The sequence below is a fragment of the Lysinibacillus sp. FSL L8-0312 genome, assembly GCF_038003285.1.
GTDB classification, from domain to species: domain Bacteria; phylum Bacillota; class Bacilli; order Bacillales_A; family Planococcaceae; genus Lysinibacillus; species Lysinibacillus fusiformis_D.
Genome location: NZ_JBBOOV010000001.1, coordinates 2,540,269 through 2,554,422, shown reverse-complemented (window position 1 = coordinate 2,554,422; position 14,154 = coordinate 2,540,269). Strand labels below are relative to the sequence as shown.

13 protein-coding genes are annotated in these 14,154 nt (G+C 37.0%); 9 read left to right on the top strand and 4 right to left on the bottom strand.

Features of this window, described 5'->3' with window-relative positions; all coding sequences use genetic code 11:
• The first annotated feature begins 318 nt into the window (after positions 1-318).
• Both MHI22_RS12960 and MHI22_RS12955 read left to right on the top strand, forming a co-directional pair.
• Positions 319-1,680, top strand: a complete 1,362-nt coding sequence (locus MHI22_RS12960) for a trypsin-like peptidase domain-containing protein (protein ID WP_340812162.1) — start codon at positions 319-321, stop codon at positions 1,678-1,680.
• A 302-nt stretch (positions 1,681-1,982) separates the two neighbouring features.
• Positions 1,983-3,179, top strand: a complete 1,197-nt coding sequence (locus tag MHI22_RS12955) for an MFS transporter (protein WP_101966919.1) — start codon at positions 1,983-1,985, stop codon at positions 3,177-3,179.
• Between the two features lie 74 nt (positions 3,180-3,253).
• Here the strand turns inward: MHI22_RS12955 and MHI22_RS12950 are convergent, their stop codons facing one another.
• Complete coding sequence (locus MHI22_RS12950; RefSeq protein WP_004225662.1) at positions 3,254-3,457, bottom strand: alpha/beta-type small acid-soluble spore protein; 204 nt, start codon at positions 3,455-3,457, stop codon at positions 3,254-3,256.
• Between the two features lie 186 nt (positions 3,458-3,643).
• On the opposite strand from MHI22_RS12950, the gene MHI22_RS12945 reads away from it, so the two are divergent.
• The 4 genes from MHI22_RS12945 to MHI22_RS12930 all read left to right on the top strand — a co-directional run bounded on the left by MHI22_RS12945 (position 3,644) and on the right by MHI22_RS12930 (position 5,661).
• A complete protein-coding gene (locus MHI22_RS12945) occupies positions 3,644-4,138 on the top strand; it encodes a YehS family protein (RefSeq protein ID WP_036123415.1) in 495 nt (164 codons plus the stop codon).
• 141 nt (positions 4,139-4,279) lie between these two features.
• Positions 4,280-4,474, top strand: a complete 195-nt coding sequence (locus MHI22_RS12940; RefSeq protein WP_036123412.1) for a hypothetical protein — start codon at positions 4,280-4,282, stop codon at positions 4,472-4,474.
• Positions 4,475-4,767: 293 nt separating this feature from the next.
• Positions 4,768-4,902: a hypothetical protein gene (locus MHI22_RS12935; protein ID WP_257982955.1), complete on the top strand. Its 135-nt coding sequence runs from the start codon at positions 4,768-4,770 to the stop codon at positions 4,900-4,902.
• An 84-nt stretch (positions 4,903-4,986) separates the two neighbouring features.
• Positions 4,987-5,661 (top strand): hypothetical protein, encoded by a 675-nt coding sequence (locus tag MHI22_RS12930; protein ID WP_036123410.1) that lies wholly within the window; start codon positions 4,987-4,989, stop codon positions 5,659-5,661.
• A 56-nt stretch (positions 5,662-5,717) separates the two neighbouring features.
• Here the strand turns inward: MHI22_RS12930 and MHI22_RS12925 are convergent, their stop codons facing one another.
• Entirely contained in the window at positions 5,718-7,412 is a 1,695-nt protein-coding gene (locus MHI22_RS12925) for a methyl-accepting chemotaxis protein (RefSeq protein ID WP_340812160.1), read from the bottom strand.
• 265 nt (positions 7,413-7,677) lie between these two features.
• The gene (locus MHI22_RS12920; RefSeq protein ID WP_036123406.1) at positions 7,678-8,673 is read right to left on the bottom strand and encodes a M23 family metallopeptidase; all 996 of its coding nucleotides are present in this window, start codon (positions 8,671-8,673) and stop codon (positions 7,678-7,680) included.
• 202 nt (positions 8,674-8,875) lie between these two features.
• On the opposite strand from MHI22_RS12920, the gene MHI22_RS12915 reads away from it, so the two are divergent.
• The 3 genes from MHI22_RS12915 to MHI22_RS12905 all read left to right on the top strand — a co-directional run bounded on the left by MHI22_RS12915 (position 8,876) and on the right by MHI22_RS12905 (position 13,552).
• Complete coding sequence (locus MHI22_RS12915) at positions 8,876-10,771, top strand: PrkA family serine protein kinase (protein WP_036123495.1); 1,896 nt, start codon at positions 8,876-8,878, stop codon at positions 10,769-10,771.
• Between the two features lie 186 nt (positions 10,772-10,957).
• On the top strand, positions 10,958-12,115 hold the full coding sequence (gene yhbH, locus MHI22_RS12910) for a sporulation protein YhbH (protein WP_036123405.1): 1,158 nt from the start codon (positions 10,958-10,960) through the stop codon (positions 12,113-12,115).
• A 33-nt stretch (positions 12,116-12,148) separates the two neighbouring features.
• Positions 12,149-13,552 (top strand): SpoVR family protein, encoded by a 1,404-nt coding sequence (locus MHI22_RS12905; RefSeq protein ID WP_036123402.1) that lies wholly within the window; start codon positions 12,149-12,151, stop codon positions 13,550-13,552.
• A 55-nt stretch (positions 13,553-13,607) separates the two neighbouring features.
• Here the strand turns inward: MHI22_RS12905 and MHI22_RS12900 are convergent, their stop codons facing one another.
• Positions 13,608-14,027, bottom strand: coding sequence for a hypothetical protein (locus tag MHI22_RS12900; protein ID WP_036123400.1), 420 nt, complete (start codon positions 14,025-14,027; stop codon positions 13,608-13,610).
• Between the last annotated feature and the right edge of the window lie 127 nt (positions 14,028-14,154).

The window sequence follows — 14,154 nt, the reverse complement described above, 5'->3', positions numbered from 1 at the left end:
TCGATCATTTGAGCGAGGACTTTCAATGCTAATTGCTTTTCATTTTCTTATATGATTTCTTTTTTAAGTCTGTTTTGCCATTTGCATGAGCTATTGGTGCTCTAGCTATAGATGCTGGTGGCAGGGTTCTTGTTTTAGACAAGCCCTACCATTAGTCATATTTCTGTCGATTTTTATTTGAGAAAGGTGAAGAAAACGTCCAATTCTTTATAGAGTTGGGCTTTTTTGTTCGTAAGGAATAGAGGATTTAGAGAGAAATCAGAGAATTGTATATAAGTACCATTATATGTAATGACGTTTTATAGGAGTTGTATGAAGATGGTTGTGACAACGAGACCGTTAAAAATTAAGTATAAAAAGTTAGCCAATCCTTTTCAGGAGTTTATGCAGATCAATCCTCACAATAATGCCCTTACGAAGGAAGTGGTCTTTCTACGTTATATTGGTATACCTGATTCTGTAGATCTTTATAAAGAAGATATTTTAAAAATGGATGAGTATTTCACAAAGCAAAGCGTATTTTATTTACGACTACATAGGCTTGAGGTCATCAATAATAAGAAAGATGCAGATAGACTGTCGGAGCTTTGGGGAGATTGGCAGGCTGCTGCTGATAGTATGCAGTTACTGTATGAGACATCTTTATGCGGTAAATTACCGAATGATCAACTTGAATGGACAAAAAAGCTTAGCTTTAAAAAAATTCTCCATCTTTTTAAAGAACATCAGCCGCATGCTAATGACACGTTACTAAAAAACTTTGCAGTTAAATTTTTATATTGGATGGATTATTATTTACCACAAATTTTTTCTAAGGAAAATCAAGCATCCTTTAAAATTGTTTTTATAGGAGACATTACGCAGCATGAATCATTATTCTTATATTTTTTATCGACACTTGGCTGCGATATATGTTATATGAACCCTAAAGGGGATATCACTAATTTGTATCCTATCATAGCAGCATCATCTACTTTGCAGAGTTGTCGTAATTGCTATGAAAAAGAATTCATAATCCCTAAAATGCTCTCGATGAAAAGCATACCACCACAACAACCGACGATTCTCCCAGTTCATAGTACTAGCATGGTTACTACAGAAGAGTGTAGTTATGAACAGTTGGCTTCTTTAGCGACATCTGTTGTGATGATAAAGACATTTGGTGCAGATGGTAAGGTGTTATGTTTTGGTTCTGGAGTTGTTCTCCATCGCGATGGCTATATTTTGACGAACTTGCATGTTGTAGGTGGTGGGAACTATTATTCAGTGCTATATGAAAATGATCCAAACGAATATATTACCCATCAATTTGTGAAATATCATGACATGCATGATTTGGCTATTTTGAAGGTAGACAGAACAAGTCTACCTTTGCCTGTTAAAATAGAGAGTCAATTAGTTCGCGGGCAAAAAATTGTGGCGATTGGCAGTCCCTTAGGATTATTTAATTCAGTTTCTGATGGAATTGTTTCAGGCTTTCGAGATCTTCGAAAAATGTCCATGATTCAATTTACGGCTGCTATTTCCAATGGCAGTTCTGGTGGTGCTTTATTGGATATGCATGGACGATTGGTCGGTTTGATAACAGCAGGCTTTGATGATGGTCAGAATCTGAACTTAGCTGTACCAGCTCATTTGATTTATCAATTTGCCCAAAACTTTATTGAAGTATCAGGCTAATTTCCACTATTCAACCATTGCTTTTTCATTCGTAATCTTATAGAATGTAGAACGGTATAAATGAACGATATATAAATCCTTTAATACGGTCCAGAGAGGCTGAAAAGGGCTATGTGATATTTTTAAGCTAATATCTTTGCTTTGTCATGCCCTTTTGTCCTCTGTGACGGAAGGGCTTTTATTATTGTTCCATACTCCTCTTTTAAAGGAAGTCCCGTGAGGCTTCAAAAGAGAATGGACAAGACAGCTATAATCCATTCACTAAAAGAGATCGACAACTAGAAAATTGGAGGCTACAAAGAATGGATTATCGTAAAAAAACCGTGGTCGCTTCAGTGGCAGGGTTAACGCTAGAGGGAATGGACATTATGTTTATTTCTTTTGCTATGACAATGATTATTGCAGAATTTAATATTGATCTTGCAACTGGTGGATTGATTTCATCCATCACGAATATTGGAATGCTAATGGGTGGTATTATTTTTGGTGTGTTGGCCGACAAATATGGTCGCGTAAAAGTGTTTACGTATACCGTCATATTATTTGCCATCGGAACAGCCTTAACAGGCGTAGCAACAAGTATTGAGCAAGTTTATGTTTATAGATTTATCGCTGGCTTAGGAGCTGGTGGGGAATATGGTATTGGTATGGCACTTGTGGCGGAGGCTTGGCCGAAGAATAAACAAGGAAGAGCTTCTTCGTATGTAAGTGTAGGGGCACAGTATGGGGTGATCTTAGCGGCATTACTAAGTGCCATCATTTTACCAACTTTAGGATGGAGAGCTTTATTCTTCGTCGGTTTATTACCAGTCATTTTTGCCTTTATCGTACGTAAAAATCTTGATGAATCACCAGAATGGGTGGCGTCACAGAATAAACAAAACAATAAGCAAGAGAAAGGGAAACTGGCCCAATTATTTGCTTCACCACGAATCACGATGACGACTCTTTCGCTGATTTTAATGGCTACTGTTCAAATCGCAGGCTATAATGGCCTCATGATCTGGCTACCATCTATGCTACAAAAATCGCAAGGATTATCAGTTTCCAGCTCAGCCTTGTGGACAATTAGTACCGCTGTCGGCATGATTATTGGAATGCTGACATTTGGTAGATTTATGGATCGTTTTGGTGCAAAGCGTACATTCGGTATCTTTTTATTAGCCTCAGCCTGTGCAGTATTCCTTTATTCCTTTGCAACAGGTGCAATAGCCATATTATTAGGCGGTGCAGTTGTAGGATTTTTCTCTAACGGAATGTTTGCAGGGTATGGTGCATTAATTAGTAGCTTCTATCCAGTCCAAATTCGCAGTACAGCAACAAATACTATTTTTAACTTTGGTCGAGCAATAGGAGGATTTTCACCAATCTTTGTCGGCTATATTTTACAAAGTTACGATATGACAGTCGTTATGATTTACTTAGCAGCATTGTATTGCATTTCCTTTATCGTCATGCTGACACTTCAGGGAACAGGCAAGGGTTTGCAAACGGCTTAATCCTATACATCACGAAAGAACGAATTCCACTTCTTCAAATGGGATTCGTTCTTTTTTTATTAGTTTTTATTTAATTATAATAAACCTTTTGAACGTTTCTCAGCGATTTCAACAAGGCGTTTTGTAATTTCTCCTCCAACGGAACCATTTGCGCGAGAAGATGCTTCTGGCCCAAGCTGAACGCCAAATTCTTGTGCAATTTCATATTTCATTTGATTGACAGCTTCGTGTACGCCAGGTACTAGAAGCTTATTTGAACTACGGTTATTGTTAGCCATTGTTCTCACCTCCTTGAGCTTAGAATGGTTGCTTACCAACTTTTCATACATTTAAAAAGAAGGAAACGCACACGCTAAATGCTAATAACAACAACTTGTGGAAAGCCAGCAATAATCAGCAAACTCTCTGTTATAATTAAGCCTGGCTCTTTACTATAGAAGGTTGATTAAAGGAGGAACAACAGAATGACGAATAATGATATTTTAATTCGTTTACGCTATGCATTCGATATAAAAAATGTAGATATGGTGGAAATTTTTAAGCTAGGTGGTATGAACTATACGAAAGAAGAAGTATTAAATATGCTCATTAAGATTAATGATGAGGAAGAAGCACCAGAAACATACATTAGTTGTAATAATAAAATGTTGGAAGCTTTTTTAAATGGACTCATTACCTTTAAACGTGGGCCACAGAAGCCAAAGGAAGGACAGGCTGAGGGACCACTACCTGTGTCTGGAAAAGAAAGTCCGAACAATATGCTATTAAAGAAAGTGAAAATTGCCTTATCCTTAACAACTGAGGAGATGCTTGAAATTTTATATGATGGTGGAATTAAGGTGACAAAAGGTGAATTAGGTGCCATTTTAAGAAATCCAAGTCACCGTAATTATAAAGAGTGCGGTGATTCGTTCGTACGTAATTTTTTAAGGGGCTTAACATATAAATATAGAGGGTAACAGACAGATGTTTTAAATCATAAAGTACCATTTTTTTCTTTAAAATTCGTTGACAATTTGTGACGAAATTGTGTACAATAAATTTATCACAAATTGTTCACAAAAAAGATGAAAAATGTTCACAAACAAAGGGGTGCTTGTATGATTTATTTTGACATCTTATTAGTAGCTATTGCATGCGTTACAATGCCTTTTATTGTTGCAGTTATGTTAGATATTTTTTATGCAGAACGAAAAAAAGTTCGTTTTTCATTACGTCGTACTTCATTATGGTATATCGCTATGTTTGCACTATCGTTTATACCATCCGTTTTACTTGTCACACAAAACGTATAATGCAATCAAACACTTAGGGGTAAGTGGAATGAAATAGGCAGCTACAACTCGCATTGAGGTCGTAGCTGTTTTTTTATGTTGATATGACAAAATGATTTTATACCGAAATGGAAAGGTTCAATAAATGACATGGTGAATGAAAACTTCACAATGATGTATTCTCAAGTAAATAAACACTAATTAAAGATGCATTCAATAGTCTAAAATACGCAGTATGATTATTGCTGGTATGATTGTTATTGGGATTAGCCGGATTCCGGGAATGTTAGGGGAAGCTTTCAAGTCAATTTATAATGGGTATCACAATTGTCGTGGTGAGCTTACTTGTACTACCATCACAACATGTCCTTGGTGCAAGCAGTAAAGAAAAATTAAACTATGGAGAGCACGAGGTCATTGAATTTCAATGGATTCGTGTTTTTTATTAGAATGAAAAGCTAGAGTCGAGAATAAAATTGCTAGTACATCAACCTATTTTTTCTAGCAATTATCTTGATAAAGGCGGGGTCTGAATGAAAAATATTTTCTTCATTTTATTAGGGATTGTCTATCTTTTTCTAGCAAATGCAATTGAATTAGCCATCATTAAGCCATTATTTTTTTTAATAGGACTTGCTTTAGTCAGTATTGGTAGCATTCGATATATAAAAGAACGTTATATTGCTGCACAAACTTTGGTACAAATGACGGAAGCTAGTGAAGAAGAGATAATGGCTATTCCTCATACCCAATGTACATTATCCAATGATGCTTTAAATGCTTTATTGTTAAATGAACAGACAAATACGCTTATTTTTGCACGAAGAGAATCGCTAGATGAAGAGTTGACAATAATAGAGATTCCATTTAACAAAATATATGAAGTGGCCATCATGGAAGACGAAGAGTTTATGATTAGAACAAAGAATCACCTTATGAGTGGGTCTTTACTTGGGGAAGCGGATGAAATAGAGGAAGTGGAGGTGGAGGAAGATACAATTTCACAGCTTTCTTTAAAATTAGTGGTGGATCATTTATCAGAGCCAATTCAAGAATATATGTTTATGGATAATGGTGAAGAGCCAATTTCAAAAGAGGAAGAGGACTACAAGGAAGCTATGGAGCTTTGTGAGAAATGGTTTCAAAAGATAAGCGTAATTATCAAACGTCATGAATTGGAAAGAGTTCCGATCAATCATTGGCAATAATCGAAAAAGCTATCTCGAATTAGAAAAATTTGAGATAGCTTTTGTTGTGTAGTTCGTTAAATTTTAAATTGCTGTAGTTGGGTGTTTAGTTCTTCAGCCATTCCTGCGAGTTGATTTGCACTTCTAGCGATTTCATCCATTGTAGCGGCGGTTTCCTCTACAGTTGCTGTTGTTTGTTCAACACCGGCGGCGGATTCCTGTGAAATAGAAGCCATGTCATCTATAGAGACATTAATGGTCTCCGAATTTTGAGCAAGATGATGTAAATTAGTAGAAATGGTCGTAATATTCTCGATCATATCCTCTACTGCATTTGATATTTGATCAAATGTTTCGTTTGTTTGATCGAGCTGTGCGGTTCCTCTTTTAACTTCTTCATAGCCTGATTGTAGGGCAGAAGTGACATTGTCTGTCTCACCTTGAATACGATGGACGATTGTTGAAATATCCGTGACAGAGAATTGTACTTGTTCAGCGAGCTTGCGGACTTCATCTGCGACAACGGCAAAGCCTTTTCCGTGTTCACCTGCTCGTGCTGCTTCAATCGCTGCATTGAGTGCGAGTAAATTTGTTTGATTTGAAATCTCGTCTATAACTGACACAAGCTTGGAAATTTCGGCGGACTGTTCATTCAAACTTTCAACCTTTTTCACAGAATCTAGCATAATATCATTAATCGCAGCCATTTGTTTAGTCGATTGAACCATTAAGCCTTTACCAGAAACCGTTAAATTTTGGACATGGCTAGAATGTTCTTTTAATTCAACGCCTTCTTGTGTCGTGTCATGAATACTGCGCTTAAAGGCTGTCATTGTTTCTGCTAAATCACCCGTTGTGGACGCTTGTGTTTCTGTACCTGAAGCAAGCTCTTGCATGGTTACTGTAATTTGCTCTGTACCTGCTTGTACTTCATTCGATGATTGAGCCAGCTCTTCACTACTTGCGGCCACTGTTTCTGAAACGGTGTAGATGGAATGAATCGTTTGTTTTAATTTATTGTTCATTTCATTAGCAGCAAGCATTAACGTGCCGATTTCATCTCGTGTTTTCACTGCTAATGGCTCCAGTTGCAAATTACCATCTGCTAATTCTTTCATACGATTCGCTACAACTTTAACCGGTCTGGAAATGGTACTAGCAGTGATAATAGCAATTAGAATACCAGCTATAGTTAAAATTAAACTGAAAGCAATCCCGATTGTTCGGTTTTGAGAGCTTGTTGAAACAACATCATTACCAACGGACGTAATCGCATCGGCACGTTCATCCGCAAGTTCCTCATAACCATTGCGTACTTTTGTCACGAGGGCATGTGTATCCATTAAATTTTCTAAAGCTAACTCTTTATTGCCCTTTTCGTAGATATCAAACACCTCAGTGTTGACAAGATTACTCCAATCACGTGCTATTTCTACTAGCAGAGTACGTTCATCTGATGTTTCATATTCGTCTAGAATAGCATTGTTTTCCTCAGCCATTTGACGATATTCATTAAACGTTTCCTTATATTTTTCATCACCAGTCATTACATAGTTTAAAGCTGCTGATAGTCGCACACTCATAGATAATGCTAAATTTTTACTGGCATTTAAAACAACTAGATCTTCCTTTACTAAACCTTTTGCCTGTCTCTCCATATTTGTATTGGAATTGTAAGTATAGGTTGTAAAGCTCACTACTAAAACTAACAAAAAAATAAATGCACTTAAAATTCGAGCTTTAAGTGTTTTAAACTGTAAAATGCCTTTCATTTCCCCATCCCTTTACTATCTCATTGAGAATTTTATTCAATCATAATTATTATTTTATAACTATTTGTGTAGATTAATAAGGCTTTCGGTAAAAATAGTTAAAAATAGTTTTTTAGTACAACCGTATAATAGGTTCTGGGTTGCCTGTAGTTAAATATATATAGATGTCTAACGACTAATGAATATATTTGCGTATAATTTTCCTATATAATAAGAAAAAAGCACCTGTAGCAAAATGCTTCAAGTGCCATGTATTATAAAAGATCTATTGTTTTTGTTTTTTTGCTTGCCGCTCCCATTGCAATAATGAAGGGTATGGATCAAAAGCCCATTCGGTTCTTCCATTAAATTTGTAAATACCATAATGAAGATGAGGAGGGAATTTTCCTGATGTACCTTCTTTCCCATATCCAGAGCTTCCCACATAGCCAAGCACCGTGCCAGGCTCTACAACAGAGCCTACCTCAATGTCCTTATGATAGCTACCAAGGTGGGCATAATAGTGATAGGAGTTATGATTATCACGAATACCAATACGCCAGCCACCAAATTGATTCCAGCCTTTTACCTCAACAATTCCATAGGAGGTAGATAAGACAGGGGTTCCATAACTTGCAAAAATATCGGTTCCTTCATGAATCCGACGTCCACCCCAGCCTCTATTGGCACCCCAAGTACCCCTGTAACTGTAATTCGAGCGAATATTGAGAGGGAAGGTATGTGCATCCAGTTCAATTGTTTTAAAATGTCTGTACAGTGTGGAAATCGTAAAAATTTGATTGACTGCTTCTTCACTTCCATAATATTCCCATAATGCTAATTTAAAATCCTCATCAGTCGTGCCGAATTTTCCTAAATAACTAGCCATTGAAAAAATGACATCCTCATCATCCTTTGGACTAGCGATTCCATCATGATTCCCATCAAGGCCCATACCACCGAAATAGCTAATCGTCTCAGGTGAGGTATCTTCCTTTACAGGATTTAATGCGCCTGACCAATATTCATCAGAAAATTGGATAGCCAAATAGCCTTCTCGTTTAGGGATATCTTTACGAACAGATTGGAGATTTCTTTCATACTGATCGATAGCCGCTAAAAAATGCCAAGGAATGAGTAATTCATCAAATTGTACATAATAGGACATACGCTGTTGTAAAGCTTCTTCTTCTGTTAGCTCCTCTTTTGCAAAAGAGGCAGTAGGGTACAGCATCATTCCTAAAAATAAAAATGTGAAAAGAAAAATAAAATGGCGATGCAATGATGGACCTCCTTTCTAACGTTAGAATAACCGAAATTTTTATCTTCATTCAGTAAGCTTAAACAGCCAATAAATCCGCAATCTTTTTATCCCTAAAAAAGAAATAATAAGAAGAAACGTCGTCAAAGAAAAAGTAATGGGTATCATCATGCGATTAACTTCATACTATGTTATAAATCAAGCCCTGAATGGAGGGAAGGCTATTAACATTTTAGATAAAGTGAAAAACTATCGCGAAGAAGAAAATAGGCTGAAGTGGGAAGGGACATTTGCAGATTATTTAAACATCATTAGGGAAAGACCTGAAGTTGCTCAAACAGCCCATTCACGCGTCTACAATATGATAAAAAGTTCTGGTGTAGAGGAACGCGATGGGCAAAAAATGTACAAATTTTTCGGACAAGAAATTTTTGGGCTTGAAACAGCAATTGAAAGACTGGTGGAGGAATATTTCCATCCAGCAGCGCGCAGGTTAGATGTTAGAAAACGTATTTTATTATTAATGGGACCTGTTAGTGGTGGTAAATCAACAATCGTTACTTTACTGAAGCGTGGATTAGAACAATATTCGCGCACAGATGAGGGTGCGGTTTACGCAATTAAGGGATGTCCTATGCATGAAGATCCATTACATTTAATTCCACATCATTTGCGTAATGAATTTTTTGAAGAGTATGGTATAAGAATTGAAGGAAGTTTATCGCCTTTAAATACGATGCGTCTTGAAAAGGAATACGATGGGCGTATTGAAAACGTGATGATTGAACGTATTACCTTTTCGGAAGATAAACGTGTGGGCATCGGAACATTTACACCATCAGATCCTAAATCACAGGATATTGCTGATTTAACAGGAAGTATTGATTTTTCTACTATTGGTGAGTTTGGTTCAGAATCAGATCCCCGAGCATATCGCTTCGATGGGGAACTCAATAAAGCCAATAGGGGTATGATGGAATTCCAGGAGATGCTGAAACTCGATGAGAAATTCTTGTGGAACTTATTATCTCTAACACAGGAAGGAAATTTCAAAGCGGGGAGATTCGCTTTAATTAGTGCAGATGAATTAATCGTTGCTCATACAAACGAAACGGAGTATCGATCCTTTATTTCGAACAAGAAGAATGAGGCATTACATTCTCGAATTATCGTTATGCCGATACCGTATAACTTAAAAGTTAGTCAGGAAGAGCATATATATCAAAAGATGATAAAAGAGAGTGATATGTCCCACGTCCATATTGCACCGCATGCTTTAAAGGCCGCAGCAATCTTTTCGGTTCTCACTAGATTAGAAGTGCCGAAAAAACAAGGTGTGGATCTGATTAAGAAAATGCGCTTGTACGACGGAGAAAATGTGGAGGGATTTAATTCCGTTGACTTGGAGGAGCTGAAAAAAGAGTTTCCGAGCGAAGGGATGAACGGTATTGATCCACGCTATATCATTAACCGTATTTCTTCTGCTATTATTCGTAAAGAGGTGCCATCGATTAATGCATTAGATGTTTTACGGGCACTGAAGGATGGATTAGATCAGCATGCTTCTATTTCTCAAGAGGATCGCGAAAAATATATGAATTACATTGCGGTTGCACGTAAGGAATATGATGAAATTGCTAAAAATGAAGTACAAAAGGCTTTTGTGTACTCCTATGAAGAATCGGCAAAATCATTGATGAACAATTACCTTGATAATGTAGAGGCATTTTGTAATAAAAATAAGCTATACGATCGACTAACTGGTGAGGAAATGAATCCTGACGAAAAATTAATGCGCTCGATTGAGGAGCAAATTGGTATTTCAGAAAATGCTAAAAAGGCATTTCGTGAGGAAATTCTCATTCGTATTTCTGCTTATGCACGAAAAGGTAAACGATTTGACTACAACTCTCATGAAAGATTGCGAGAAGCGATTCAAAAGAAATTATTTGCGGACTTGAAAGATGTTGTGAAAATTACTACTTCTTCTAAAATGCCAGATGAATCTCAACTGAAGAAAATTAATGAGGTTGTTGCAAGACTAGTTGATGAACATGGCTATAACACAACATCGGCAAATGAGCTGCTGCAATATGTAGGAAGTCTACTCAATCGGTAATTAATTTTCACCTTGATTTGGATTGTTACAAGTCAGATAGGAGTGTCCCAATTTTAGGGCACTCCTTTTACTATCAGGACAAGGGATTAATATAGATGCACAATTCATTTTACGAAAAAAGTTCAAGAATTTGGCTCACAAGCATAGTATAGAAAAAGCGAATTTGATAGATGGGTGAGGATAAAAATGACTGAACACGAAAATAAACGCTTTGTCATCTCTCAGGAAAATTGGTCTCTCCATCGTAAAGGGCACCAGGACCAGCAACGCCATATGGAAAAAGTGAAGGATGCGATTAAAAATAATTTACCCGATTTAGTTAGTGAAGAGAGTATTGTGATGTCTAATGGTCGCGAGGTTATTAAAATACCGATTCGTTCACTTGATGAATATAAAATTCGATATAACTATGATAACTCTAAGCATGTAGGGCAAGGACAAGGGGATAGTAGTGTTGGAGATGTAGTAGCTCGAGATGGCAGTAAAGCAAATCAGGCTCAAGGTAAAGGAAAAGAGGCGGGTGACAAGCCTGGCCAAGATTATTATGAAGCGGAAGTCAGTATTGAGGAAATTCAGAACGTCTTATTTCATGAACTTGAGTTACCTAATTTACAACAAAAAGAAAAAGCAGATATTAAAACCGAAAAAATAGAGTTTAATGATATTCGAAAAAAAGGGCTAATGGGCAATGTTGATAAAAAACGTACGATTTTAAATGCAATAAAGCGCAATGCCATGAAAGGGAAAGCTGAAATTACGCCAATCCATAATGATGATTTACGTTTCAAGACGTGGGATGAGATTGAAAAGCCCGAATCCAAAGCAGTAGTACTTGCCATGATGGATACGAGTGGTTCGATGGGAGCTTTTGAAAAATATTGTGCACGGAGCTTCTTCTTTTGGATGACGAAGTTTTTACGCTCCAAGTATGAAACAGTGGAAATAGAATTTATTGCCCATCATACAGAGGCGAAGGTGGTCACGGAGGAGGAATTTTTCACAAAGGGAGAAAGTGGAGGAACTATTTGTTCGTCAGCTTATAAAAAGGCACTGGAATTGATTGAAGGTAAATATCATCCTTCTCGCTATAATATTTATCCTGTACATTTCTCAGATGGTGAAAATATTTCAATGGATAATGAAAAGTGTTTGAAACTGGTGGGAGAGTTAATGGATGTCTCCAGTATGTTTGGCTATGGTGAGGTGAACCAACATAACCGTTTTTCAACACTTATGTATACTTACAAGAAAATTGATGATCCCAAATTTAGATACCATGTTTTGAGAAAAAAGGGCGATGTATACGATGCCTTAAAGAGCTTTTTCAAAAAAAATGAAGAGTGAGCTCAGCACCACGTTCAAAGGAGGCGGCGTAAAATGGACACGAAAGAGCTTCACCGAGCAATAGATGAAATTACCGAAATTGCCTCAAGCTTTGGCTTAGATTTCTATCCAATGCGTTATGAAATTTGTCCAGCAGATATTATTTATACATTTGGCGCCTATGGTATGCCTACGCGTTTTTCCCATTGGAGCTTTGGAAAACAATTTCATAAAATGAAGCTTCAATATGACTTAGGGCTTAGTCAGATTTATGAGCTTGTGATCAATTCTAATCCATGCTATGCATTTTTATTGGATACCAATACGTTAACTCAAAATAAATTGATTATCGCTCACGTATTAGCACACTGTGATTTCTTTAAAAATAATGTGCGTTTTTCCAATACTAGAAAAGACATGGTAGAGAGCATGACGGCAACGGCCGAACGAATAGCTGGCTATGAAAGAGAATATGGCAAGGATGAGGTTGAGCAGTTTTTAGATGCAGTGTTAGCTATTCAAGAGCATATTGATCCCTCCATTATACGTCCTAAGCTATCTTGGAGTGAGGATGAGGAGCTTGAAGATGAAAAAACACCAGCAAAATCACCATACGATGATTTGTGGAGCATCGAAGAAAAAGAAAAAGTGTATAAACCTATTAGACGAAGATTAAAGCAATTTCCACCAAAGCCAGAAAAGGATATCCTGTTATTCCTAGAGGAGTATAGCCGTGAGTTGGAAGACTGGCAACGAGATATATTAACAATGATGCGGGAGGAAATGCTTTATTTTTGGCCACAATTGGAAACGAAAATAATGAATGAGGGATGGGCTTCCTTCTGGCATCAACGAATCATGCGAGAATTAAAATTAACAACCGCTGAGACAATCGAATTCGCCAAGTTAAATGCAGGGGTTGTCCAGCCGTCCAAAACATCAATTAATCCATATTACCTTGGGATAAAGATTTTTGAGGATATTGAAAATCGCTATAATAACCCTACAGAGGAAATGAAGCGGTTAGGCGTGCAGCCAAACACCGGACGTGAAAAAATCTTTGAGGTAAGAGAGATAGAATCAGATATTTCCTTTATTCGAAACTACCTAACCAAAGATTTGGCAAAGCGAGAAGATTTATATTTGTTCCAAAAGAAAGGGAATGAATATCGTATCACTGATAAAGATCATGAGATGGTACGAGATCAGCTTGTATCGATGCGTGTAAACGGCGGCTTCCCATATATTGTGGTGAAAAATGGCGATTATTTACGTAATGGTGAGCTCTACTTAGTACATGGTTACGAAGGGATGGAGTTAGATCCGCAGTATTTAGAAAATGTATTACCTTATATTTATCAACTATGGGGTCGCCCGGTACATTTAGAAACATACGTGGATAATAAGCCAATGCTCTATTCATATGATGGTACAAAAAATTATAAACGTAATGTCTAATAAAAAACTTCTATCTGTTGACAGCTTGCTCAAACAGATAGAAGTTTTTTAGATCCTACTGCTCACTATCTTCAGTTAACACATCCATGTCCTCTTCATTACTTTCACTATGATTTGAAGATGAATGGATATCGCTATCAATTACTAAGCTATCCCGTACTTTTATTCCTTGCTGGCCACCTGCCTCGTCATTATGATTACCAGCTATACCACTTCTGCCATTTCCATCAGCAAATTGAGAATGAACATTGCGTGTATGACTACCGTTACTAGCATTTTGTCCACCTTGGTTGGCATTTGTACCTACATCATGATTGATTTGACCTCCACCTTCTGCTCGCTGTTCAAAGTGAAAGTCTGTATTTCCTATATTGAATGTAAAATTAATCGTTATATGATTTTTCCCTTGCTTATTAGAGGATTCCCGCTCAGGTTCGTCAGGTCCAAAAAAATTTTTAGAACTAAAACCAGACATTATTTCTCCTCCTTTCGTTTAATATACTATTAACATATTAGCGCTTCGTAAACCCACTTGTACGTGTAGCCATGTTATCTAGAGAAAAGGTAGGAGTGTCCAGAGGTAAACTCAACGATTTTTGCTA